Here is a 23689-nt window from a genome sequence, read left to right on the forward strand (position 1 = left end):
GTCTAAGTTGATCTGCAAAGACCAGTAATAACAGGCTAAAAAAACTTATGATCAGTTCCTCGCTCTACCGACAACAATCACCATCAAAATCCCAATAACCTTGCACCTTGGTAAAATAGAAAACTAGCTACCCAAGCTAAACCTACTGACCATGCGACAGAAAACATGGCAAATTTAGCACTTTTGGATTCAGATTTAATCACCGCAACCGTAGATAAACAGGTTACATACAACAAAGTAAACAGCATAAAACTATAAGCTTGTACCCAATCAATTTGTTGCGCGATCGCTTTTCCTAAACCATCTTCGCTAGTAGCATAAATTACTGCTAACCCACCTAACACAATCTCCTTAGCAATAAATCCAAATAGCAACGATACAGTTAACTGGGGATTAATACCAATGGGTGCAAAAATCGGAGATGTGAATTGACCAATCATCCCAGAAAGTGTCCCAGCACTGGCAGGTGCTACATTTGTGGGGAAGTTATTGCAAAACCAAATTGCCACCACTCCAAAAATAATAAATCGCCGCGACCAAACCAAGAAGTGTCTCACTTCCCGCCATGAGCGTAACATCATCTGCTTGAAGGTGGGAAAACGGTAAGGTGGTAGTTCTAAAATTAGTGGTTCCTTGCTGGGAAATTTACCCTTAAATAAAGCTGCGGTCAAAATTGCCGCCACAAAACTAAGCAAATACAGACTAAATAGAACTAAAGGTGCTTGCTTGGTTGCAAACAAAGCTGTGGTCATAAAGATAAATACATTCAACCTTGCCGAGCATAGGGAAAAGGGAATCACCAACATAGACAGCATTCGCAAACCAGGCGATCGCATTACCCGTAAACCCATTATCGCTGGGACGTTGCAACCAAAACCCATCAAAGCCATGACAAACGAGCGTCCATCCAATCCCAGCTTTTCCATGAATGCATCCATCAAATAAGCCGAGCGTGATAAATAACCACTATCCTCGACTATTGCCATGCAGATGAAAAAGAGGAAAATTACCGGGATAAATGCAGCTACCGTCCCTACACCCTCATACATGCCATCGATTAAGAAATCATGGAAAAATTTACCCCAGACTCCCAAACTTAGCAAACCACCCAATAGGGGTTGCAAAGCAATTTCCTTAAACCAAGTCAGCAGATTGCCCAAATTTTCCTGCAAAGGTGTACCTAATGTATAGATAAAATGGAACATTAAATACATTGCACCGAAAAATATCGGCAAACCCAACACTGGATGCAGGAGTATCCGATCCAAACGAGTTGTCAGATTTTGCCCCATTTGACTGGGAACCCTCACTGCATCTTGCAATAAAGCTCCCATCTGGGAAGCTATCTCGTTTTCTGGTGCTAAACATGCTTCTATATTCCCCACAGAAACTGCTGCACGAGACTTTGCCAACTCATCCCCAATTATTTTGTAGGCTTCACTGCAACCCTGTCCATGTTTTGCACATATAGGAACAACTGGTATACCCAAATGCTTTGCTATTTTCTCATGGTCGATACTCACACCAAACTTAGGTGCTTCATCTGCCATATTTAACAACAGCACCATTGGTAATTGCAAATCTTTTAGCTGTAAGGCTAGACTTATTTGTCTATCCAATTGACTAGAATTGAGAATAATTATGACTAAATTGATTGGATTGGTCATCAAAAATTGCCGCACCACCTCCTCATCTTCTGAAAAACCGCGTAAATCATAAATTCCTGGTAAGTCTATTACCTGGGTTTCTTGAACACCAATTTTTACTTTTGCACTCAATAAATCTACGGTTACTCCTGCCCAGTTACCGACACTGGCATTGGCACCAGTCAAGCGGTTAAAAAACGTTGATTTGCCCGTGTTTGGCATTCCTAGAACTGCAATTGTTGTGACTTCCGTCGCAATCCCAGTGTCAGAATTCGTCATGATTTTGTCTCCTGGGAAACTTGGGTTAAATGAATTGCGATCACATCCCGACGACGTACCATTACCTCTGTCATTCCCACCCGTACATGTAAAGGACCACCAAACCAAGCTTTGCGAATTAGCTGCACTGATTTTCCTGTCCGAAAACCCAGAGCTTGCAAGCGTTGTTCTAAACCAGTTTCAGCCGAGAACCGGGCAACAAATGCAGTGTCTCCAGGTTGTAAAGAAGTGAGTATTAGCCCTCTTCTGTCACTTTCCGGAATAAGCAAGTAGTAAAGAAGCTAAATTATCCAGAAGCATAACAAGGTTTAAATTGATTCATTGCGGCAATTAGATGATTGAATCCCAGTAACAAATCTGAATTGGGGAAAATACTTAACCAGGGATAAATTAACCAAAATAGTAAAAGTGGTTGGATAATAAGACGCAGATTATTTAAAGTATTCTTCCATCCAGATTCATGATTCCATTGTGGATGATTAGAAAAATCAATATCACTATTGTCTGGTGCTTCAGTCGGAAGTTGACGAGCTTGATTGAAGCCTAAGAAGACTGGAGAATTTAAACTAATCATTGTATAAACACTAAAAATAATCTCCCACCATCTCTCAATATGTAGGAAATTAGTGAAACGGTAATCTGTCCAGCCTAGTTCCTGTTTACACTGTCGAAACCCATATTCAACCCAGGTTCTTAATCCATATAAATCACCTAAAGTCTTCTTCAAATTACCTTGAAGATTCGTCATCACAAAGGAGGTAGAATTTTCCGGCATGGTTTCTGGAGCAGTGGTTATTTCCCAATAAGTTATGGCTCTTTTTTTACCATAAATTATTTCCCTAATGTATCTAGTCTCTGATTTTTGATTGCTAAATGTTCTCTCAAATTTACACCACTTATTCGCTCTAACGCTTTGCCCTGCTGGTAACCAGACTCCATGATTACTTCTAATTGATACCACGTAACCTAAGTTATATTCAGATATTTTTCTAATAAATTGGCTACTCTCGCCATATAAACTATCAGCCAATACCAATTTAATATTGAAGCCTGATTCCATTAACTCTGTAATGATTTCTGATGCTAACTCTATTTTAGTTTTATATTTATCTGACTCCTTTAGTGTTCCTTTTGGCTTAAATACTTTGAAGATTAATGGAAAAGTTATGTTAGCATCATTCGTGAGAGGTTAAGATAATTGCACATTTGTCAAGAGGGTGCAGGGAAATGGGATAAATCCAGCCTGGAGACAGGTTTTCGCAAGGCTTTGACAATTCCTAAATCTTGATTTTCTCTAGCAGCAAAGTACTTAACGGGGTCATCCGCCTTACCTTTGTCATAAGCGACACTAAAATGATATAAACCACGAAAAATCATCTCTAAAGAAATGCGGTCAAATGGTAGAGATAACTCATCAGCAACAGCATCAGCCAAGTCAATTAAAACAGCATAAAATAACCAAGTAGCCCAAACTTGTAACTTCACGCCATTAATAGAACCAGTCCATAAATAAGATAATCCCAATAAACGTTGATAGATTGATAATTCTATCTCGTAATCCTAACTGCTTGTAATATTTTTGTTGATTAAAGATAGCCGGAGTTAATAAAGCCTCTAAGTGTACAGCAATGGCTTTATTATCTATAGTAGGGGTATGATGTTTTTGTGTGTGGTCAGAGTTGTGTTTTAGTCGCTTGGGCATGGCGGTAAACCAAACTTTTTTGTGAACGCGTTTAATAATTGAATTTACCGAATAATGTTGCCCAATTTTGATTAAAGTATTCAGTCGTTACAATAGTTTTTCAATGAAGATTTCGGCTATTCAAAACTTTATTGATAATGACAATCAAACAATGAGAGAAGGAGGCGAGCGTCGCTCGCCTCCTTCTCTCACCCCCGCGCAAGATTATCATTATTGTTTAAATTATTTTGAGTATTTTAACTGATTGACAAAATACGTTTTATCTTAACCTATCACGGATGTGTTAGCATAAACTCCATAAGCATTGACTGAAACTATTCCATTATCTACCTTCCCTACGCTTCCTAAATATTGTCTAGCTACATAATCAGTCTTTTTACCTTTTTTCCTATCTCCGGTTTCATCTATTACTACTGTAATCGCCTGACCATTCAATACTTGCTTGAGTTTATTTAATCTTCGTTGTTTTAATTCATCTACTGACCAATCTGAATTAGCTAGAAAATGATGTAATGATTGGGCTGAGTTTATGCTCACTACCTTTGCTATTTCTGGTAACGATTTTCGTTTTATAGTTGATATTATCCCCATGTGTAAATATTTGAAGCACTCATAATTTCTTACTTCCTTAAACAGGTCTTTATACTCTGCACAATATTCATCTATGATGGCAACTGTTGGGTGAGCATCTCTTGCTAAATGTTTCAGAATTTGCAATTCTACATCCATTGCCACACTTACCTTTCAGGGTTTTCTTTTTTTATTCTTTTATTCAGAATACCCGGAAAGTGACAGAAGAGGGTTAGTTTAGGCATTTAAATTTAATCAGAATTTTTTCTTAATAGTTTTGCAATATATTCTCAATTATATAGGTAAAATTACCAAAATATCAAGAAGAAACTATAGTAATTATCAAGAGAAAACTATTAATTTTTGTAAGGGCTGAATACTGATGTATATCTATTGGTTCCAATCAAAATGGGTTTCAGCTTTGAGAATTTGGGTTTGGGAAGCATAAAAACCAACGTCGTTGTACGGGTCGTAATTCGCGGTTCAGTCCAATTAGCGATCGCGTTAACAAACCGTTGGTTTATCCCATAAAAATAGGGTTTACCGAAGAAAGGTAGAGGGCAGAAGGAATCAGTTAGAACGCTAGATTATATGACAGGCTGTCTTTTGACATACTGAAGGAGTTTCAGTAAAGAATTATTCAGATACTTATGGGCGCATCATTTGCTGTTGCACTCTGAGTTTTGGCTATTTGTGTGGTTTTCAAGTGGTGTAGGAGAAGATGCTTTGAAATTTAATGATTTTGTGTATATTAGTGTACGCATTGGTGTTGTCAGCACAGTATATTTACTTGCATCTCCAAGTGTCTTAGCAGAAATCAGTCAAGCATCATTTGAAAAAACAGTTAATGACACCAGTTTAAATTTCGTTGGTAAAGAGACCAATGTAAACAACTCTCATCACGCAAGCTTCCCACTTACATCACATCAGCAAACATCACTAGAGAATGTTTCCCAATTAAGTGATATCCAACTTCCCAGCACAATAGCCAAGGATTTATTAGTACAGTCAGAACAAACACCAGAAAATAATTTAGCAAATACCCAAATCACAGCAGTCAGACTTAAAGAAACACCTGATGGCGTGGAAGTCATTTTAGAAACACCAAACGGTACGCTACAAGTTACGGATACTATCAATGATGGGAATACATATATTGCAGACATCAATAATGCAGTTTTAGCTTTACCTGAAGGAAAAGAGTTTCGTGTAGACAAACCAGCAGAGGGGATCGCAGCAATTACAGTTACCCAAATTGAATCAAATAACAAAGTTCGAGTGATGGTGACTGGAACTTCTAGCTTACCAAATGCACAAGTCAGGAATACAGCCAACGGTTTAACTTTAAGTTTATCTTCACCAGAGAAAGCAGACATCGAACTTACCGTTACTGCTCAAAAAAGACCGGAAGATGCACAGGATGTACCCTTCAGTTTGACTGTGATTCCCCGACAACAAATTGAAGACTCTCAAATAGATTCTTTGATTGATATTGCCAATCAAACACCAAACTTTAACTTTTTCCCCACATCTGCGGGTGGCACGGAATTTAGTTACTACAGTATCCGGGGTTTGAATAACCAGAATTTCCTGACTGCTCAAGATAGTGTTGCTTTTTATATAGATGATGTTCCCTTTGACTACAATGGCTTTTTAGACCTAGCTTTGGCAGATTTAGAAAGGGTAGAAGTGCTGCGAGGTTCCCAAAGTACTCTTTACGGGCGTAATAGTTCCGCTGGGGTAGTCAATATTATCTCCCGTGAAGCAACTCCAGACCCAGAAGTGAAATTTGCTCTTGGTTACGGTAAATACAATAGCCGTGAATTGCAATTTTCTCTCAACGATGCATTAGTAAAGGATAAACTAGCATTGCGAATTTCTGGGTTTCACAAATCCCAGGATGGGTTTATCGAAAATCTTGCTACAGGTAACATAATTGGAGAGCGATCGCGTACAGCAGCTAGAGCGCAGTTGCTTTGGACACCATCAGATCAATGGAAGGTAAGTTTTAATAGTTACAACGCTTTTACAGACGACGGTAATCCTACTTATAACCGAGGCGATGCACCCGACCCCTTCAAAGTCAATTTACAGGTAGAAGGTTTCAATAAGCTGAGTACAAATACGCAATCTTTGAAAATTGGCTACAACGGTGATGCTTTCCGGGCAACATCTATCACCGCACGTCGCTTTACAACTCAGGAAAACGTCGTCCCTGGAGATACAGGCGTACAGTATATTGATGGTATTAACTCAACTCTGTGGACTCAAGAATTACGGTTACAATCACCGGAAACTGCTGATCGTTTTCAATGGTTATTAGGTGCTTACTATGAGTCTCGTGATTTTATTGTTGATGATGCTCGGACGGAGTTTTTTGGATTTGGGACATTTAGAAGGACTGGAGACGATACCCGTCAAACCTATGCAGTATTTGGACAGGTAGATTATAAACCGATCGCTCCTTTAACAGTATTTGCGGGTTTGCGCTACGAATCGAGTACAGCATATTCCGATAGCACCTATGAGTCAGTTGCTGTCAATGGTAGTTTAAATCCACTACGTCCAGCATTTAAAGATGAAAAAGCTAGTAGTGATGAATTTATTCCTCGCTTTGGTTTGAAATATCAATTCAATCCCAATTTAATGGCGTATGCAACTATTGCCAAAGGTTATAGACCAAGTGGATTGAACTATCGTGCTAATAGTGAATCCACACTGAGGTTTGGTGAAGAAAAAACTTGGAGTTATGAAGTAGGATTAAAATCTGCTTGGTTAGATAATCGTTTGTTGGCAAATCTGTCATTCTTTCACAACGATGTAAATAACTATCAAGTATTACAATTTGATGAAAGTGGATTTTTTGGACGTGTCAGCAATGCTGATCTTCAAGCAACTGGGGTTGAATTTGAACTGAATGCAAAACCCACAAAAGGACTCGATTTGATTGCTTCAATTGGTTATGTAGACAGTAGATATAAAAATTATTTGAATACTGATACTGGTGTAGATTTAAGTGATAATCGAGTTCCCCTAGCACCTCAATTTACCTATAATTTAGCTACTCAATATCGTACTCCTGGTGGTATATTTGCCCGTGCAGAGTTGCGTGGGTATGGTTTAACTTATTTTGACGACGACAACCAAATTAAACAAGACCCCTATGCAGTTGTCAATGCCAGAATCGGTTATGAATGGGAAAAAACTGGCGTTTATTTATATGCTAATAATTTGTTTGATACTCGTTATATTACATCGGGGTTTTTATTCCCACCCCCAGTCGGAACCGTGGGATTTGGCGACCCTTTTACCTTTGGAATTCAGTTGAGGACGAGTTTATAAGCGCTTGTGAAGTATCTTCGTCGGGTATCTGCTCAATAAATCGGGGCGGACTATCAGTTAGGGAACGATTTTACGTCATTTGAGGCTTGTCGCCGAGTGATTTACCCCGAATTATTGAGCGGTTACTTCGTCGGTGAGGATAATTTTTGCGATCGCAAAGCGTGGGCTTTGCCCAATCGCTCTCTCACCCGCACGCTATTACCCAAACCTTTATATATCTGAGCTAATTGCCATTCATTTTTCCAGACTGATTCGCTTGTAGTCAGGGCTACCCTACGGGAAGGCTCCGCGAACAGCCCTGGCTTTATGCAACTTAAATGCTGATTAGCTGATCTCGATTTTAACAACTTACATATTTTGTGTTTTTGGTCAAGTATTTTTACTGGACTGGTGTTCTAGGGTTTTGCCCAACACCAATCAAGAGGCAAAAACACATAGCAAATCCTACCAATATGGTCTGAATTGATTTCTTAAATATTATATATTTTGCAATTGCAAGGGAGCAAGTCAATTAATTATGGCGTTGAATATGTAGCCGATGCTGATAATGCCAATGGTCATTAACCCAACAAATACGGCTAAAAGTTGTGGTCGCAGCACTTTTTTGAGAATCACTATTTCGGGAAGAGATAGTGCTGTTACTGCCATTGTGAAAGCTAAAACTGTACCCATAGGCATTCCTTTATTTACCAAAGCTTCAGTAATTGGCATTACACCCGCAATATTTGCATAGAGTGGAACACCTAAAATTACCGCGATCAGCACTGCAAAAGGATTATTCGCACCTGCATATTTAACAATAAAATCTGTCGGCACATAACCATGAATCCCTGCACCGATAGCAATTCCAATCACCACGTAAAGCCACACCGATCGCACAATTTCGCTGGATTGGAACCTTCCTTGCTCAAATCTTTGTCCCCAGTTTAACGCCATTAGTTCTAGGTTGTCTTCCCCTTCTAGAGGTATTTCTTGATGAGATTTTTGCAGTTCCCAAACAAATGGTTCTACCCATTTTTCTAATCTCAGGAGTCCGATGATGTATCCAGAGGCGATCGCTAAACCCACGCCAAAGCTGATGTAGATCAGCGTCACCTTCAACCCAAACAATCCCCAGAGAAGGATAACAGCAACCTCATTTACCATTGGCGCTGCCATCAGATAAGAAAAGGTTACGCCTAAAGGTACACCTGCTTCCAAAAAGCCGATAAACAAAGGAACCGCAGAGCAAGAACAGAATGGTGTAACTATTCCTACCATTGCCGCCAAAATATTTCCTGCAAAAGTGCGCTTTCCTTCTAGCAAAGAGCGAACACGCTCTGGTTCTAAAAAGCTTTGAAATGTCCCAACAATAAAGCTAATTACAATCAGTAATGTTAAGACTTTTGGCACATCATAAAGAAAGAAGTGCAGACTTGAACCTAAATGCGATGAAATCGACAAGCCCAAGAGTTGAGTGACAATCTGAGTTGCCAACCAATCAAATGGATAAAATGGATCAAACATAACTTTGCCTGTTTAACGCTGCAATAAGGGCTGAATTTGTTCGGCACTGATGACTTGACCTTTGCTGACAACTTTGCCATTGATTGTCATAGCGGGAGTAGACATCACACCTCGTTTAGCAATTTCGATTGGGTCGGTAATATGTGAAACTTCAGCAGTTAAATTGAGATTTGCTACAGCTTCTTTCGCATTTGCTTCTAGCTGTTGGCACTTTTTGCAGCCTGTACCCAAAATTTCAATCTTGATAGCATTCATGACATAACTCCTTTTTTGTATTCTCTAATTCAGTTTAGTTAACTGCCAGATTCTCTTTTTTGTTTTTATCAAAGTAAGTATGAGCAAAACTTCCTAGAGGACAGTTTGGCTTCTGAGCAATTCCTAAAGCCTGAAATTTCTCAAGATATTGCGCCTCTGTCCAGCCTTCTTGTTCTGCCAATACCAATAAGGTAAATACTCCCGCCCTTAATCCAGAAGCACAGCGAGTATAAATCGGTTGGGGGGATGCTTTCACTGCTTGTTTAAAGGCTTCTAGTGTTTCGACGGTCAAGTTTTTGGCTGAAACCGGAACACTGACATATTCCAAAGCTTGTTCTTTCACCATTGACGCATCAAGCTGATTTCCTTCAGCCGCAGGACACAAATCAATAACAGTCTTGTAGCCTTTTTGAGCAATTTCTTGCAAAGCTTCAGACTCAGCAATATAACCAATGGCTAGGGTATTGGTGATGGTTTGGAACATAATGGCGCACTCAATAGAGAATAATCTTGATAGATTTCAATATAAACTCTATACCCATGTATAAGGTCAAGGGGTTTCGGAAAATATTTAGTTTTTTACAGTTCTGCGTCAAGAATAATACATTGATAAGTGGGATCGGGATGGTTAAAGTTGGTTTTGCATTGCTCCATTAAAGGTACTAGCTCATCATGAAGCGATCGCAATTGGTGAATATTTTCCTCAATTTCCTGAACTTTTTGGCTGAGTCGTTCATAAACAGCGTTACAGGTGAGTAATTTCCCTTCCTTTAACGATAGAATCTCCTTGATATCATCCAAACTAAGCCCTAAAGACTTGGCACGGGTAATAAAGGCTAGTCGATCTACATCTAACTGGCTAAAAAGTCGATATCCCGCTTCAGTACGCTGGGGAGGTGGAATTAATCCAATGCGCTCGTAAAAATACAGCGTTTGGGGATTGATTCCTAAAATACGGGAGATTTCGCCCATTTTGAACATTGATAGAACTCCACAGGAATTTAGTAAACTAATGCTAAATCCTATACTGAGATATAAGGTCAAGAGTTAGAAGTTAAGATTTGTTGAATTAACCTGCTTTAAATTCCTAAACATAAGTTTTTGGCTTTGATAATAGTGGGAGATGAAAAGCATGAGTACAGTCGCAGGTAAAAAAAGAGCTGCCATAGCAACCAATGTGCCAATTATTCCTTACAACTTCACTCGCAGATAAATACGTAGCACTTTTTACTTTTCCGCGAACTAACTCCTCAGCTTATTTGGACACATCTCATTGTGTTAGCTCAAACCACCACTCTAATAACATAGCCCGACATTGCAAGCAAATCAATGTATTAAGTAAAGATGCGATACTATCATGATTAATCGGATAAATTGCTCCGATAAAGTTTGCAGGAATCTGTACAGTGGGTTGTAATTCAGCAACAAAACCAAACAACTTCTGATTCGAGAAAGAGCTATTTACAGCCCAACCCTGAGAATTTAAAGGAGTCAGTTGGGAAATCGTTTCTGCTGGAATTCCTAATTCTCGTTGAATAACTTTGGGTACTACTGTCACAGCTTGTTCACCTTCTGGAACCCTTCCACCAGGGAAATCGAGGGTTTTTTGTCCTAGTCCTGGACGATAGGTTGGTGGTAGTAAAATTAACTGTTGGTTGTGAATTGGTAAAATAATTACCGAGTCTGCTTTTTCCACTCGCCAATATTCCAGGATTTGTCCTGTTTCATCCTGGAGATGTTCGCCAATTACTGTCAACCACTGGGAGTGCAATTCCAAGAATCTGTCCTGAGTTTGCCAACCTGTATTCATAATTCATCTGTTTAATCATTGTATTCATCCCACATCGGGGTACTGAGATATCGTTCCCCTGCACTTGCTTGAACAGCCACAATCAATTTATCCCGATATTCGGGTCTGCCTCCGACTTGTAATGATGCATACAAAACTGCCCCTGTAGAAATACCACTAAGAATCCCCTCCTTACGGGCAAGTTGACGACCTATTTCATAAGCCTGTTCATCAGTCACGGTAATAATTTCATCGATTAAATCCACCCGCAGCACATCCGGAACAAAGCCTGCACCAATACCTTGGATATTGTGTAATCCGGGGGAATCATGACTGAGGATGGCACTGGTAGCAGGTTCAACTGCGATAATCCGAATTTGGGGATTTTGCTGTTTCAAATAGCGTCCAGCACCCGTCAAAGTTCCCCCTGTTCCCACCCCAACTACAAATACTGCAATCTGTCCCTCTGTATCCTGCCAAATTTCTGGTCCGGTAGTGTGGTAGTGAATTTTCGGGTTAGCAGGATTGCTGAATTGTTGGGGAGAAAAGGTATTAGGGATACTGGCTAACAGTTCGTTAGCGTGGGATATAGCACCAGCCATGTCTTCCGCTTCGGGTGTGGTGACAACCTCAGCACCATAAGCCTGAATAATTTGCTGACGTTCCCGGCTCATATTTTCTGGCATTGTGAGGATTAAGCGGTATCCTTTGGCTGCACAAACCATTGCTAAACCAATACCAGTATTACCAGAAGTCGCTTCGATAATGGTAGAAACTCCTGGCTGTATTAAACCAGCTTTTTCTGCCTCAGTAATCATACTGGTAGCAATGCGGTCTTTGACCGATTTAGCAGGATTCATCCCTTCCAATTTTAAGGCGATATTAGCGACGCAGCCTGCGCTTTTAGGTAATTTTTGTAGCTTTACTAAGGGAGTGTGACCGATGGTTTCGGTTATATTGTTATAAATTGGCATAAATTTTATAGTTTGTTAATGAGATTTTTAATCTGCATATTCTAAAACATGAGTTGGAAAAATACGACAATAAACCCAAACATTAACAATATATGAGGTAGGTTACTAAGAAATGGACGTTTGGTGATTTTGACTAAAGGATAAATGCTGAAGAAGAGGATAGATAACAGAGTTACACCTTGTAAAAAAGCTGCCACATCCATACTCCAAGTTAGGGTAGGTAAACCTACACCACTGTATCCAATAGTTCGAGCAATTACAGGAATAATTTTTCCCGCTTCCGTAATTGCAGAAGGGATGTAATAAGCCAAATTTGCTGCTAGAGTCATTGGCAAGTAAGCGTAGATTACAGTCAGATAATCTGGCATTTCCTGGTCAATAGTCCTGGCAATTTTGTGGGTGAAATAAGTGGTAACAAAGGGAATAGTTAATAATATTGTCACCACGGGTATAGCAGTTAGTAAATGCTCAGAATCAAGAAGAATATCTCCAAAGCTAAACCAACCCAAAATTCGGTAGGAATAGTGCATAAACACTCCACCGAATAGCAACAACATTAAAGCAGCTTCCGCCCAGAAACCTTGATGATTTTCTAATAAATCAGTCCCAGGAAAACGCAAATTAATCTGCACAGAACGATTGGGACAAGCCTTTAAACAAGTCATACATAAAACACAATCTCGATTATCCTTTAATTGTGCAGGATGAGAGTAGAGGGGACACCCATCTGTAGCTTGTCCTTCCGTGGGGAGAGCATCAGCAAAGTTTACTGGGCTAGGATCAATACTACCTTTGTAACAAGGAAATGTACTACACTGACTGCCACACACTTGCTGAGTTGAACGCAATTCCACCATCGACAGTTTGGCAAACATCCCATTCATACCACCAATGGGACAAAGATAGCGACACCACAAGCGACGCTCATAAATTATGCTACCAATTACCGCTCCACCAGTGATGATTAATAATAACGAGGCTGAAAGATAAGGAGTATGGGGTAAATCCCAGAGTTTTTCCCATAGGTAAATGGCGACAAAACCAGCCCAGAGTAGCCAAGCACCCCATTTATTTAACCATTTTGTAGGCCAAGGTAATAATTTGCGGGGGTAAATCCACAGAGATATTTTTCGCAGCCATTCCCCAGTAATCATAAACGGACAGACAGCACACCACAGGCGACCTGCAATGGGAAATAATAACAGGTAAAAGGGCCACCACCATGCCCAAAAAAAGTTCAGAGTCACGCTGGCATCTCTGGTTTGGGGTCCAAGATAGCCCATAATGGTGACAGGGATGAAAATCGCCATCATCATTATCCAGAAGCGTTCAGGCCACCATTTACTTAGGAGAAATCGGCGTAACCAGGGTATTTGGTTGAGTAAATCGACTCGAAAGGCATTTTTTTTCGATTCCACTGACCATAATACTTGTTCTGGAATTACGGATTCTTCCGGGGGTGTCATGACGACAGCACGTTTAAGAATGCTTTCGAGTTCCACTAAGTTGGCTGGATAGTCGTAACTAATTAAGCGACGGATACCAGCTTGATTGAGTTCTAGAAGAGTTCGTCTGCTTTCCCAACAGAATTTATTTAAGAAATATGCAGCAAAATCCGGGATGTCCTGTTTGCGTTGGGGGAGGGGAAACAGCTTGATTTGATGGGCTTCTACATCATTCAAACTAATTTTACTGGGACTAGCGAGGATTAGACGTACCCAAGAAGAGAGGGGGGGTGAATTTTCTACGTTGGTTTGTAGTTTACCAGTTTTTAGATAATCAATTAGGCGATCGCGTTCTTTTTTCTGCAATAATTGAACGTTATCAATCAACAATGTACCTCTTTCCAGGAGTTCAATTATACCCGGTTGGTCTGCTTTGCCAAAGATGCTATCTGTATTAATTAAACCCGCTTCATCACGGGGTAACTGAGCTAGATCAATTTCTGCAAAGGGTCGATTGTGTAACCCTGAATGGGCATGAATGAACCCAGCAATAAAGGTTTTACCGCTACCCTGTGGTGCTTGCAAAATCACAGGCTTTAAATCAGCTACTGCTTGTTTAACTTGTTGTTGTAGTTTTTGACTGGCTTTACTCTCACCAATGATTGATTCGCCCATTGGTACTGGCTGAATATAACTTTGTAGCCCCTGAATCCTGGCTCCTTCTTTAGCTATGCGTTGGGCAAAATTGGTTAAGTCTTGGGCAAGAAAGTTATTGATAACACCTTGAATCTCTGGATAATTACCTTGGAGTTGGAGAAAATTATCCCGTCCGAGAAACCAAATTTCGCTTTTAGAAAGCGCGATCGCACCAGCACGATAGGTGGCATTCGCCTGTTGTTCTACTAATGGCACATAGCCAAAAACATCACCTGCATTGCGATAGGTAATGTGGGTTTTACTTATACGGGATTGACGATAAATCTCTACCGAACCCCATTTCAGTAGATACAAGCCCACAGGTTTTAAATCCTGGCGATAAATTTCGGTATCTGCTTCTACTTTTATAGTTTGCAGAGATTGAGCGATCGCATTAATTACCTCTTGACGCAATTGTCCCCAAACTCTATGAAAACTCAACCAGTCAGCACATTCTAAAACTGCTTGTTCGTTACTTTGTAACTCCCCATTGATGACGGGTTGTAGAGGTAGTAGTTGCACCTGACTAGTTTTCATTACTACATTCCTAGTTATTGTATTTCCCGTATAGCGAGTATTACGAATTATCTTGATTTGCTGCTTTCCAGCCATTCATACTGGGTGGGAAACCTCGCACATTCTCATAGCCCAACAGGTGTAAAGACATGACTGCCATTGCGGAACGATAACCAGAGGAACAGTAAACTACTACAGGCTGTTTTTCGGGAATCTTGTCGAGGTTTTGAGTCAATGTCCGCAGGGGAATATTGATAGCGTCACCAATATGACCTGATGCGTACTCAGAAGGCTCTCTCACATCCACTAAAAAAACTTTATCTTGTTTGAGCAACTGTTTCAACCCTTCCACTTTCCCTACCGTATAATAGTCTCCAGGGATGGATTTGAGATAACTATCTACTGCTATTTTCAGATCAACATCGGAAGTAGATACCACTGCGATTTTCTGGGTTTGTGACAAGGGGGATGCTAAAGCTGATGCGTCATAAACACCAAAAAATGTATAAATTAGTACGTAAAAACTCAATAAAATTACAGTTGAAAAATGTCTGATTTTCATTGCTTAATATTTCTTTGTGATTATCCTTGATGGTTAAAACGAAAACAGTCTAATTCCCTGTGCTAAAAATGCCGCAAATAAGTGGATGAGGGCAAACCCAACTAATTCCCCCCTAGATTGTTTCCTGATTGCACCCACACTCACCCTCATGGTCATTTCCCGCTTCATGGTCATGGGCATGATCTCCTGGCGTGCTAACCACCAGAGAACCTGCAAGATATGCCGTTATAGCCGTATCTGGGTTAGTTTCAGAGGTAATGACGGGCTGAATCCCCTTAGATTCCAGGCGACGTGCTAACCCACGTCCCATACTGCCGCTAATCAGGACTTGCACTGTATCTAGTGGATGAGAGTCTTTCGGGGAACTCTCATGAAAACTCTGGTCTTTGGTGAGTTGTAACACCTGCTTGTTTTGAATGGTGGTGTCGTCCACGTCGTAGACCCAGAATTTCTGGCAACGCCCAAGGTGGGCAGTCACATTAGTCTGGTTTTGGCTAGAAACAGCAATTTTCATGAGCTTTCTGATTGGTTGAGTTTGAGAGGGTTGATTGGCGATTTGGAATTGTTAGACCCACCAAGGCTTTTCCCCAGTCCGTGGATCGGTTTCTGTCCAGGGTGAGATCAAAATGCTATTGTCGATGACGGCAACATGGAAGATTTTGAGAGGGAGGGGAGCCGGTCCCCTTACTACAGTTCCGTCTGGCGCATAGCGAGAACCGTGACAGGGGCATTGGAACTGTTGATCGTTTGGATTCCAGGGAAAGGTACAGCCTAAATGGGTACAATTATCAAGTATTCCAATGTTGTCTAGGGTGTGATCTTCCTTAACGATTAAGTAAGTGGGTTCACCGCCCAGACCTGCAACCAGCGCACGACTTCCTGGCATTTCTGCCAAAATTTGTGTGGCTGGGATTGGGTTCCCCAACACATCTTTAGCAATAATGGCTCCTCCTGCCCCTGTTTTTTCTACTGGAGCAATAAAGAATTTGCCAGCAGGATAGAGCGCAGCACCCGCAACGGCAGCAACAGTTGCTCCGGTAATAAAGTTAAGTAGCTGCCGCCTTGATAAGGATGGACTTTCGATTGGAATACTAATGTCCATGAAGGATCTCCTTAAGTGTTGATGAGTGAATCCCTTTAAAGTTGCTCGTTGGGCTGGCTGGTACGAATTCCCAGGAGGCTATAAAGACCGCAAAATCCTACTAAACCCGTTACCAGCAATACACCACCCGCAACGACTAGCCCAATGCCTAAAGCAGAGCCACTGTAAGGAAACAATCCTAGATAAAACAACGCCGAAGCCAAAAGCAAGCGGATCAGGCGATCGATTGAACCCACATTCGTTTTCATGGCTGAAATCTCCAATATTGAGCGGATTGCAAAAACCTTGTTGCACGGCTATAAAAAGCAACTCTCAAGGCGATCGCAATTTTTTGTAACTTGCCTTCACAGCATAACCAATTAGTTATATAATAATAAGTGTCTTTATGAGGATGTTTTAACAGTATCTTTAGGAGGATGTTTTTCACTCCCAGTTTGGCTATTTTTAAGTTAGGTTGGAAAAACGCTGAACGATTTAAACGGGTTTCAATACCTTTGCCAAAAGTATGAATGGCAAAAACCTTTTTGCTGTCAAGGTTTTCAGGTAAAACTAATATCGGTTTTATCTGTTAGGCTACGACTTTAGAGTGCTTATATATTAAGGATTTCAACGTAAAATACTGTGCGGGAATACCGGACACAGTTTTTAAATTACCTGGAACTGATAAAGGCTATATCACTCATACGAAAAAATCTTGTTTCTACAAGCTTTGATACTACGTCATCACTCAGAAATTTGGCGAAGATATTGTTACGAGTAACCTATTTTTATTACGTTTTACATCGAAGTTAATCAATTAGTTCAATTCATACAAGAAATCAACTAATCGGTTGTCAGACTAATAGCAGTCGCCAAAAATATTGAAGAAAAAACGAAAAAACTACAGAGGGCTATTGAAATGAGTACCCAAGATGATTCCCAAGATTCTATACCGCAATATGATAAGCACATCATTCCGGCTGAATCTGTCGCACGTCAGCATAGAGAAGGTAAGGACTTTGGTCATACCTCTCATGAAGAAGCTGACGGCACATCAAGCCAAGCAACAGCAGGCTACACGGTAGATAAAGAAGGCTTGCTCAATAACTACGCGATCGAGCCAGAAATGTACATCAATGTTCCTGGCGATAGGCAAGAGCAAGCAGCACAGGAAAAAGCAGAATATGCCCACCAGTTGCAGGAATTGTCTGAGGATGAGGACGGTAAACTGACTACAGAACATGATTGGCGACACAAAGGTCCTGGCTTGATTTAGCGCACGCAAGAAATTTAACCAGGATAGGGAAATGATGTTTATACCTCGCGGTTTTAGTGAATGCTCGATCACAACTAAACTAGGCAGAATGGTTTATTACACGGCTCAAGAAGAACCGTGGGATGAATGTAGATCAAAAGAAACATTAGTCTTTCTGCACGGCTTTGGTGGGGGTTCCTCCGCTTACGAATGGTCAAAAGTTTATCCAGCTTTCGCCGCAGAGTATCAAATCTTGGCACCCGATTTGATTGGCTGGGGGTGATCGGATCATCCTACCCGCAGCTACACAGCCGAAGATTACATCGCAATCATCACAGAATTTATGGAGCAGACCTGTCCTGTTCCCACGACTGTCATTGCCTCAGCCTTAACGGCGGCATTCACAATTCGTGCCGCGATCGAACGCCCTGAATTATTCAAGTCATTAATTGTCACGACCGCCGCTGGTTTAGCTGAGTTTGGGCAAGACTATCGCCGTAGCGGTTTTGCCCAGTTTGCTCAGTCGGTGAATATCCCTTTTCTCAATCAACTACTTTACGGTACAGGCGTGGCAAACAGCTTTGGCATTCGTAGCTTTTTAGAGCAACGCCAGTTTGCTGATGCAGCCCGAATTTATCCTGAAATTGTTGAGGCGTATCTCCAATCGGCTCAACGCCCCAACGCGGAGTACGCGGCACTTTCATTTGTACGGGGAGATTTGTGCTTTGACTTGTCTCAATACATCACAAAGTTGACGGTTCCCACTGCCATGATTTGGGGCAAAGGCAGTGAGTTTACTAGCCCTGATATCGGTCGTAAACTGACTCAAATGAATCCTCAAGCCATTCGTCGCTTTTACTATTTGGACGATGTGGGATTTACGCCTCAGCTAGAGCAACCTGCGGTGACGATCGGGCTTATTCGCCAAATATTGCCCTTACTGGAATAAGGGGTTAACTAGCCGGAGGTGACGATAGATACCGAACTAGACCTGATATAACGTGTTCCATTCAATCAACTTATTTCAGGAGCAAGAACCGATGCACAAGTTATCTCAATATGCTCTAAGCCTTGTACTGATGATCGGTGTCAGCCTGCTGCCGTTCAGTTGGAGTCCAGCGAATGCCTTAGCCGCTCCAGTCATTCCTCATCCTAACGAATTGGTACAGGCTGTCCAAGAAATTGAATCTCTGGATGCCATGCGCTCTGGGCTAGCTTCTTCCCTGGAAGGGAGTACCGAAGTACCCACGATGCAAACCATGAAAGAAGTCTGCCGTCCGGTCGGAATGCGAGCTATCCAACTCAGCCAAGAGAATAGCTGGCAGGTCAAACAGATTGCTAAAAAATATCGCAATCCAGACCACGCCCCAGGCAACTTGCACGACCAAATTGCGTTGGCAAAATTCAACCAAGAGCCGGACTTGATTGGTTTTTGGGATCGAGAAACCCTGAATCAACAGACAGGAACACGCTACTACCGCCGCATTAATGTGGAAGCTAGTTGTCTTGCCTGTCATGGTTTGAAAGACCACCGCCCGCAGTTTGTCAAAGATGGCTACCCTCAAGATTTAGCGTATAACTTCCAGGTTGGCGACTTGCGCGGTATGTATGCCGTTTTCATTCCCGATGATATCCAAAAAGCGATTCAAAATGCTGTCAATTAATGATGATCCCAATTAAGTCAAAGAATAGTGCCAATGAAAACTGTTTTACGTTTTATCGGATCAACCTTCATACTCGGAATGCTAGTCTGGGCGCTAACGATTAATTTGGCGATCGCTCCATCTCAGGCTGCCATTCGACAGTTAGAAGAAGCTCCAGGGCAGATGGTCTACCAGTCTCGCCAAACGCTCAAGGATCAACAGGGCAATAGTTGGCAAGCGATCGCCTTCAAGCGTATTCGTCCCGATGACACAGCCGTGATCTACTTGCGTCTCGTTGGGTTCCCAGGAACCGCAGAAATCGATCATTCGCAGCCGTTAACGCTCACCGATTCGATGGGCAAAACGTTGACCGCCGCAGATGTATCTCACGATATGTTTATGGATAAAACCCAGATAGAACCTGATGTCGGACAGTATGATTTACAACCGATCTTGATGCAGCTAGAGTTAGCGATTCCGCTACGACTCACCCTTGCAACTCTCGGACAGCCAGAGATCATCCTCAATGTCTCTCCTGATGTGGTTGAAGAGTGGCGATCGCTGACTGTTCAAAAGTAATCTTCTGCAACTAGATAACTATAAAGCAATAAATCGATTTCAAGATATACAAATACGTTGGAGATAAACATCATGAGTTCAGAAATTTTAGCAGTTCTCAAGCCCTATCTCAGCTTTTTTCACCCTGTTACTATGTGGATCTTGCTGGTGGTTGCACTCTATGCCATGTACCTGGGTGTGCAAGTCCGACGGACGAGGCTGGCGGATGGCGATATCAAGAAAGAACTGGTAAAGGGTCGGTTCGCCATCCGACATCACCAAATTGGCTCCATTCTTCTGGCGTTGATGGTCATGGGGGCGATCGGGGGAATCATTGTTACCTACCTCAATAATGGCAAGATTGTGATTGGACCCCATCTGTTTGCTGGCTTAGGGATGGTGGGGCTGATTTCTACTTCTGCGGCGTTGGTTCCGTTTATGCAGAAGCATGACTGGGTTCGCAGCGTCCACGTTTCGCTGAACTTTATTCTGTTGGGATTGTTTGGCTGTCAAGCTGTGACAGGGGTGCAAATTGTGCAAAAGATTGTGAGCCAAATGATGAAGAATGGTGCAGCGTGAGAAAGTTTTATTGGATACCGATATAAATCTTTATCAATCTGCGATGGCGTAACCGCCTACCGGAGCCGATCGCCAAGTGAGGAGAGGCAAATCTGATCAGGGCATCACATCAATTCAAAAGCTTTATCTGTTGGAGATATCCCAATGAAGACCTCATTAGATTGTATTCCCTGCATCTTGCGCCAATCTCTGGATGCAGCTAGGTTGGTTTCTACTAATCCATCTGTTCATGAACAAATCATCCGTGATGTTCTTAGTTGGGCTGGAGAGATGGATTTAAATCAATCGGCTCCGGCGATGGCGCAACGTATCCATCGCCAGTTGCGGGAGATCACAGGGGCAAATGATCCTTACCGTGATATAAAAGACTGGCAAAATCGAATAGCTATGGAATTGATACCTGCACTTAGGGCTGAAGTCGAGTCTGCCAATGATCCGTTATTGATGGCAACCCGTCTAGCGATCGCCGGAAATGTCATTGATATGGGCAGTAATGGAAATCTTACAGAGGCGGATGTGCGACAGGCTTTGAATCAAGCCCTGATAGAGCCATTTTTCGGAGAACAGGACAGGTTTCGTCAGGCGATCGCCAAAGCAAAATCAATCTTGTATCTGGCTGATAATGCAGGCGAAATCGCTTTCGATCAACTTCTGGTTGAACAAATTTCGCCAGAGCGGGTGACGTTCGTCGTGCGAGGTAGTCCTGTAATCAATGATGCCACCCTTGCTGATGCGCGAACGGTGGGGCTTGATAAAATTGTTAAGGTTATCGACAATGGTTCAGATGCTCCAGGTACCATCTTAAATGATTGTCGTCAGGAATTCCGCCGTTGCTTTGCCGATGCCGACTTAATTATTGCTAAGGGTCAGGGGAATTTTGAGACTCTCAGCAATGAACCAGGCAATATCTTTTTCTTATTCAAGGTCAAATGTGCTGTGATCGCTGATCTCGTTAATCAACCTATAGGTATGCAAATGTTGGTACAATCAAGCCTTAGTTCAGGTAATGGGTTGTGATTACCGGAGCTAAACCCTAGAATGACGCTGTATTATCCTTGCAGTGCTATGATTCTCCACCCGCGAAGACTGGGGACGCTGATGATTCTGTACCAAAACTAAAGCCGCAACTGCAAGCAAAAAATAACCAAAACTTTTCTGAAGTCTACTAGCTGGCACAAATTCAGCTAAGTACGCACCGAAAATTGTTCCGATACTTGCAGCCACAATAAAAGAGAACATCAAGTTCCAATTTAAAGAAACATGTCCCAAATAACCCAAAAAACCTGCAACTGAATTAAATACAATAATTAATAAGGATGTCCCAATCGCTTGTTTCATAGGTACATTTCCTAACAGTACCAAAGCGGGAACGATCGCAAATCCACCACCAACACCAACTAACCCAGTTAGCACTCCAACCGCTAAACCTTCAGTCATTAACCACAACCAGCAATACTTGCAGACAGGTGGGGGATAGAATGCCAGTGTATCATCTGCTGCCACAGGCTTGGAGCTACGGCGAATCATAAACACCGCAGCCACCAACATCATGATTGCAAACAGCATCATTTGAAAGGTTTCCGTAACTATTGGTAGGGTAGCAATTTTTGCCCCCACAAATGCCCCCACCATCGTTGCCGAACCAAAGATCAGTGCAGTCTTAAAATTCACATTCTTGGCTCGCCAGTGGGGAATTACCCCCAATAAGCTCACAGTACCGACAATTACCAAAGTCATGGCGATCGCAGATTTTGGAGGTATACCCATGACGTAAACTAGAATTGGTAGCGCTAATACTGAACCTCCACCACCAATCAAACCCAAGGTAATTCCAATACAAGCAGCTAGCAAATGCCCGATTATCCAAGTCATATCCGACTCCGTTGATTATAAGGCAGTTTTGCTAGTAGCATCCCTAACGCACAAGTATCTGTGATTCCCGCAAACATTAAGCCTGCACCCACGAAACCACTGAGAAGCAGGAACCAAGAAGAAACAAATGCTCCTAATAATGTGCCGATAAATACCAGAGAGCCAGCGACAATTTGCACCTGTCGCATTAAACTAATAGGAGCATTTTGATTAATTTTGGTCGGATAACCTGCTGCTTTCCAAGCACCCATACCCCCTTCTAGGTGGTTTACTTTGGTAAATCCATGCTCAAAAAGCTTTTGAGCAGCTATTGTGGAGCGGTTCCCGGAACGACAGTAGAGAACTAACTGGGTATCCTCATCTTGGGGAATTTTGCGGGGATCGAATTGGGAAAGGGAAACTAATCTAGCTCCGGGAATATGTTCCCCTGCATACTCACCAGGCTCCCGGACATCAATGAGTGTCACATTTTGTTGCTCTAGTAATGTTCTCAAAGTTTGAGCATTAACGATTTGTAATTTTTTCAAGGGAGAAGTAGTCATAGATGTTTATATTGAGGATTTTTAAACGCAGAGATAGGTAGAGTTTTTGTGTGTTACGCAGCAAGGCTACCGCATCGCTGGTTAGCAGGTACTGCTTCCATAATCTTTTTGGGATGTGGTAAATTGAGATTTGCCATCAATTGGATAAATTCATCACGGTTATGTCCCACAAACCGGGGATTCCACTGTTTTTCTTCGCCAATAGTGGAAACTGTGTGACCGCGATAATCATGACCGGGATAAACTAAGGTTTCGTCAGGTAATCTAAATAACCGTTGCGCGATCGCATCATACATCATCCCTGCATTCCCACTTTGAAAATCAGTGCGTCCACAACCACGAATTAACAACGAATCTCCTGTCAGTAGGTGAGTACCGTTAACTAAATAGGCATTATGACTATCAGTATGACCGGGAGTTGCGATCGCTTCTACCCTCACGCTTCCCATTTCTAAGATTTCCCCATCCTTCATCAAACTGTCTGCACATACCGCTTGGGCATTCTCCGGTACAATTCCCAAACAGCCTGTAGCTTCCCGTAGCTTTGCAGTTCCAGTAATGTGATCTGCATGGATATGGGTTTCTAAACAGTATTTTAAGGTTAGTCCTAATTCTTTGAGCATGGTGCGATCGCGTTCCACCTGTTCTAATACCGGATCAACCAAAATCGCAGTTTTAGTTTCTGAATCAGCAATTAGATAAGTATATGTACTTGTTTCTGGATCGAAAAGCTGGCGGAATAACATGATGGTTAACTCCAGAGAGAATTATGCAGATTAAACAATAATATTACTATATGGTAATATTTGCTAAATGTCTACTCCCTTCGCTGTAATGTTTTCACCTCCTCAAGAATTGAGATGTTTACGAACACTTT

General features: G+C 41.8%; 25 protein-coding genes and 4 pseudogenes. 8 read left to right on the top strand and 21 right to left on the bottom strand.

Annotated features, from left to right (window positions below; genetic code table 11):
• Window positions 1–83 precede the first annotated feature (83 nt).
• The 6 genes and pseudogenes from feoB to VB733_RS20765 all read right to left on the bottom strand — a co-directional run.
• Window positions 84–1925: a ferrous iron transport protein B gene (feoB, locus tag VB733_RS20740; RefSeq protein ID WP_323341957.1), complete on the bottom strand. Its 1842-nt coding sequence runs from the start codon at window positions 1923–1925 to the stop codon at window positions 84–86.
• Window positions 1922–2194 carry a FeoA family protein gene (locus VB733_RS20745; RefSeq protein ID WP_323341958.1) on the bottom strand — a complete coding sequence of 91 codons (273 nt, stop codon included), beginning with the start codon at window positions 2192–2194 and terminating at the stop codon, window positions 1922–1924. Before VB733_RS20745 ends, feoB begins: the two co-directional genes overlap by 4 nt.
• A 17-nt stretch (window positions 2195–2211) precedes the next feature.
• Window positions 2212–3099 (bottom strand): annotated as a pseudogene (locus tag VB733_RS20750) (transposase); the annotation flags it as partial.
• Between the two features lie 47 nt (window positions 3100–3146).
• Window positions 3147–3458: pseudogene (locus tag VB733_RS20755) on the bottom strand (IS4 family transposase); the annotation flags it as partial.
• A complete protein-coding gene (locus tag VB733_RS20760) occupies window positions 3415–3627 on the bottom strand; it encodes a hypothetical protein (protein ID WP_323341959.1) in 213 nt (70 codons plus the stop codon). The gene VB733_RS20760 and the pseudogene VB733_RS20755, both read right to left, overlap by 44 nt.
• 282 nt (window positions 3628–3909) lie before the next feature.
• A pseudogene (locus VB733_RS20765) lies at window positions 3910–4356 on the bottom strand (transposase); the annotation flags it as partial.
• A 249-nt stretch (window positions 4357–4605) separates the two neighbouring features.
• Here VB733_RS20765 and VB733_RS20770 point away from each other — a divergent pair.
• Both VB733_RS20770 and VB733_RS20775 read left to right on the top strand, forming a co-directional pair.
• Window positions 4606–4728, top strand: coding sequence for a hypothetical protein (locus VB733_RS20770; protein WP_323341960.1), 123 nt, complete (start codon window positions 4606–4608; stop codon window positions 4726–4728).
• Window positions 4729–4890: 162 nt separating this feature from the next.
• Window positions 4891–7539, top strand: coding sequence for a TonB-dependent receptor domain-containing protein (locus VB733_RS20775; RefSeq protein WP_323341961.1), 2649 nt, complete (start codon window positions 4891–4893; stop codon window positions 7537–7539).
• A gap of 122 nt (window positions 7540–7661) precedes the next feature.
• Here VB733_RS20775 and VB733_RS20780 read toward each other — a convergent pair whose 3' ends face one another.
• From VB733_RS20780 to VB733_RS20835, 12 genes are all read right to left on the bottom strand, one after another.
• Window positions 7662–7886: a hypothetical protein gene (locus VB733_RS20780; RefSeq protein WP_323341962.1), complete on the bottom strand. Its 225-nt coding sequence runs from the start codon at window positions 7884–7886 to the stop codon at window positions 7662–7664.
• Between the two features lie 160 nt (window positions 7887–8046).
• Window positions 8047–9045, bottom strand: a complete 999-nt coding sequence (locus VB733_RS20785; protein WP_323341963.1) for a permease — start codon at window positions 9043–9045, stop codon at window positions 8047–8049.
• 12 nt (window positions 9046–9057) lie between these two features.
• Entirely contained in the window at window positions 9058–9300 is a 243-nt protein-coding gene (locus VB733_RS20790; protein WP_323341964.1) for a thioredoxin family protein, read from the bottom strand.
• 34 nt (window positions 9301–9334) lie between these two features.
• Window positions 9335–9784 carry a beta-lactamase hydrolase domain-containing protein gene (locus VB733_RS20795; protein ID WP_323341965.1) on the bottom strand — a complete coding sequence of 150 codons (450 nt, stop codon included), beginning with the start codon at window positions 9782–9784 and terminating at the stop codon, window positions 9335–9337.
• 95 nt (window positions 9785–9879) lie between these two features.
• Entirely contained in the window at window positions 9880–10281 is a 402-nt protein-coding gene (locus VB733_RS20800; RefSeq protein ID WP_323341966.1) for a heavy metal-responsive transcriptional regulator, read from the bottom strand.
• Window positions 10282–10570: 289 nt separating this feature from the next.
• Complete coding sequence (locus VB733_RS20805; RefSeq protein WP_323341967.1) at window positions 10571–11110, bottom strand: NUDIX hydrolase; 540 nt, start codon at window positions 11108–11110, stop codon at window positions 10571–10573.
• A gap of 11 nt (window positions 11111–11121) precedes the next feature.
• Window positions 11122–12063 carry a cysteine synthase A gene (gene cysK / locus VB733_RS20810; protein ID WP_323341968.1) on the bottom strand — a complete coding sequence of 314 codons (942 nt, stop codon included), beginning with the start codon at window positions 12061–12063 and terminating at the stop codon, window positions 11122–11124.
• Window positions 12064–12104: 41 nt separating this feature from the next.
• Window positions 12105–14741: a sigma 54-interacting transcriptional regulator gene (locus VB733_RS20815; protein ID WP_323341969.1), complete on the bottom strand. Its 2637-nt coding sequence runs from the start codon at window positions 14739–14741 to the stop codon at window positions 12105–12107.
• 40 nt (window positions 14742–14781) lie between these two features.
• Complete coding sequence (locus tag VB733_RS20820; protein ID WP_323341970.1) at window positions 14782–15282, bottom strand: rhodanese-like domain-containing protein; 501 nt, start codon at window positions 15280–15282, stop codon at window positions 14782–14784.
• A 112-nt stretch (window positions 15283–15394) separates the two neighbouring features.
• Window positions 15395–15760 carry a NifB/NifX family molybdenum-iron cluster-binding protein gene (locus VB733_RS20825; protein ID WP_323341971.1) on the bottom strand — a complete coding sequence of 122 codons (366 nt, stop codon included), beginning with the start codon at window positions 15758–15760 and terminating at the stop codon, window positions 15395–15397.
• A gap of 87 nt (window positions 15761–15847) precedes the next feature.
• Entirely contained in the window at window positions 15848–16384 is a 537-nt protein-coding gene (petC, locus tag VB733_RS20830; protein WP_323341972.1) for a cytochrome b6-f complex iron-sulfur subunit, read from the bottom strand.
• Window positions 16385–16419: 35 nt separating this feature from the next.
• A complete protein-coding gene (locus VB733_RS20835) occupies window positions 16420–16632 on the bottom strand; it encodes a DUF2892 domain-containing protein (RefSeq protein WP_323341973.1) in 213 nt (70 codons plus the stop codon).
• 650 nt (window positions 16633–17282) lie between these two features.
• Between VB733_RS20835 and VB733_RS20840 the strand changes: the two genes are divergently transcribed.
• The 6 genes and pseudogenes from VB733_RS20840 (at window position 17283) to VB733_RS20865 (ending at window position 21415) form a co-directional block, all read left to right on the top strand.
• Window positions 17283–17639, top strand: a complete 357-nt coding sequence (locus tag VB733_RS20840) for a hypothetical protein (protein ID WP_323341974.1) — start codon at window positions 17283–17285, stop codon at window positions 17637–17639.
• A 34-nt stretch (window positions 17640–17673) separates the two neighbouring features.
• A pseudogene (locus tag VB733_RS20845) lies at window positions 17674–18567 on the top strand (alpha/beta fold hydrolase).
• Between the two features lie 130 nt (window positions 18568–18697).
• Window positions 18698–19282, top strand: a complete 585-nt coding sequence (locus VB733_RS20850; RefSeq protein ID WP_323341975.1) for a DUF3365 domain-containing protein — start codon at window positions 18698–18700, stop codon at window positions 19280–19282.
• A 78-nt stretch (window positions 19283–19360) separates the two neighbouring features.
• Entirely contained in the window at window positions 19361–19840 is a 480-nt protein-coding gene (locus VB733_RS20855) for a DUF3122 domain-containing protein (protein WP_323341976.1), read from the top strand.
• A gap of 72 nt (window positions 19841–19912) precedes the next feature.
• The gene (locus VB733_RS20860) at window positions 19913–20398 is read left to right on the top strand and encodes a DUF4079 domain-containing protein (RefSeq protein WP_323341977.1); all 486 of its coding nucleotides are present in this window, start codon (window positions 19913–19915) and stop codon (window positions 20396–20398) included.
• Window positions 20399–20542: 144 nt separating this feature from the next.
• The gene (locus tag VB733_RS20865) at window positions 20543–21415 is read left to right on the top strand and encodes a damage-control phosphatase ARMT1 family protein (protein WP_323341978.1); all 873 of its coding nucleotides are present in this window, start codon (window positions 20543–20545) and stop codon (window positions 21413–21415) included.
• Between the two features lie 9 nt (window positions 21416–21424).
• Here VB733_RS20865 and VB733_RS20870 read toward each other — a convergent pair whose 3' ends face one another.
• The 3 genes from VB733_RS20870 to VB733_RS20880 are packed head-to-tail and all read right to left on the bottom strand — an operon-like array spanning window position 21425 to window position 23558.
• Window positions 21425–22270 (bottom strand): sulfite exporter TauE/SafE family protein, encoded by an 846-nt coding sequence (locus VB733_RS20870; protein ID WP_323341979.1) that lies wholly within the window; start codon window positions 22268–22270, stop codon window positions 21425–21427.
• Window positions 22267–22812: a rhodanese-like domain-containing protein gene (locus VB733_RS20875; protein WP_323341980.1), complete on the bottom strand. Its 546-nt coding sequence runs from the start codon at window positions 22810–22812 to the stop codon at window positions 22267–22269. Before VB733_RS20875 ends, VB733_RS20870 begins: the two co-directional genes overlap by 4 nt.
• Window positions 22813–22865: 53 nt before the next feature.
• Complete coding sequence (locus tag VB733_RS20880; protein ID WP_323341981.1) at window positions 22866–23558, bottom strand: MBL fold metallo-hydrolase; 693 nt, start codon at window positions 23556–23558, stop codon at window positions 22866–22868.
• Between the last annotated feature and the right edge of the window lie 131 nt (window positions 23559–23689).

Source organism: Calothrix sp. UHCC 0171, from assembly GCF_034931845.1.
Classification (GTDB): domain Bacteria; phylum Cyanobacteriota; class Cyanobacteriia; order Cyanobacteriales; family Nostocaceae; genus Brunnivagina.

Bases quoted from the DNA above. Each gene is read 5' to 3' on its own strand.
- feoB (WP_323341957.1), bottom strand. From the start codon at position 1,925: ATGACGAATTCTGACACTGGGATTGCGACGGAAGTCACAACAATTGCA.
- VB733_RS20760 (WP_323341959.1), bottom strand. From the start codon at position 3,627: ATGCCCAAGCGACTAAAACACAACTCTGACCACACACAAAAACATCAT.
- VB733_RS20770 (WP_323341960.1), top strand. From the start codon at position 4,606: ATGGGTTTCAGCTTTGAGAATTTGGGTTTGGGAAGCATAAAAACCAAC.
- VB733_RS20785 (WP_323341963.1), bottom strand. From the start codon at position 9,045: ATGTTTGATCCATTTTATCCATTTGATTGGTTGGCAACTCAGATTGTC.
- VB733_RS20790 (WP_323341964.1), bottom strand. From the start codon at position 9,300: ATGAATGCTATCAAGATTGAAATTTTGGGTACAGGCTGCAAAAAGTGC.
- VB733_RS20795 (WP_323341965.1), bottom strand. From the start codon at position 9,784: ATGTTCCAAACCATCACCAATACCCTAGCCATTGGTTATATTGCTGAG.
- VB733_RS20800 (WP_323341966.1), bottom strand. From the start codon at position 10,281: ATGTTCAAAATGGGCGAAATCTCCCGTATTTTAGGAATCAATCCCCAA.
- VB733_RS20805 (WP_323341967.1), bottom strand. From the start codon at position 11,110: ATGAATACAGGTTGGCAAACTCAGGACAGATTCTTGGAATTGCACTCC.
- cysK (WP_323341968.1), bottom strand. From the start codon at position 12,063: ATGCCAATTTATAACAATATAACCGAAACCATCGGTCACACTCCCTTA.
- VB733_RS20815 (WP_323341969.1), bottom strand. From the start codon at position 14,741: ATGAAAACTAGTCAGGTGCAACTACTACCTCTACAACCCGTCATCAAT.
- VB733_RS20820 (WP_323341970.1), bottom strand. From the start codon at position 15,282: ATGAAAATCAGACATTTTTCAACTGTAATTTTATTGAGTTTTTACGTA.
- petC (WP_323341972.1), bottom strand. From the start codon at position 16,384: ATGGACATTAGTATTCCAATCGAAAGTCCATCCTTATCAAGGCGGCAG.
- VB733_RS20835 (WP_323341973.1), bottom strand. From the start codon at position 16,632: ATGAAAACGAATGTGGGTTCAATCGATCGCCTGATCCGCTTGCTTTTG.
- VB733_RS20840 (WP_323341974.1), top strand. From the start codon at position 17,283: ATGAGTACCCAAGATGATTCCCAAGATTCTATACCGCAATATGATAAG.
- VB733_RS20850 (WP_323341975.1), top strand. From the start codon at position 18,698: ATGATCGGTGTCAGCCTGCTGCCGTTCAGTTGGAGTCCAGCGAATGCC.
- VB733_RS20855 (WP_323341976.1), top strand. From the start codon at position 19,361: ATGCTAGTCTGGGCGCTAACGATTAATTTGGCGATCGCTCCATCTCAG.
- VB733_RS20860 (WP_323341977.1), top strand. From the start codon at position 19,913: ATGAGTTCAGAAATTTTAGCAGTTCTCAAGCCCTATCTCAGCTTTTTT.
- VB733_RS20865 (WP_323341978.1), top strand. From the start codon at position 20,543: ATGAAGACCTCATTAGATTGTATTCCCTGCATCTTGCGCCAATCTCTG.
- VB733_RS20870 (WP_323341979.1), bottom strand. From the start codon at position 22,270: ATGACTTGGATAATCGGGCATTTGCTAGCTGCTTGTATTGGAATTACC.
- VB733_RS20875 (WP_323341980.1), bottom strand. From the start codon at position 22,812: ATGACTACTTCTCCCTTGAAAAAATTACAAATCGTTAATGCTCAAACT.
- VB733_RS20880 (WP_323341981.1), bottom strand. From the start codon at position 23,558: ATGTTATTCCGCCAGCTTTTCGATCCAGAAACAAGTACATATACTTAT.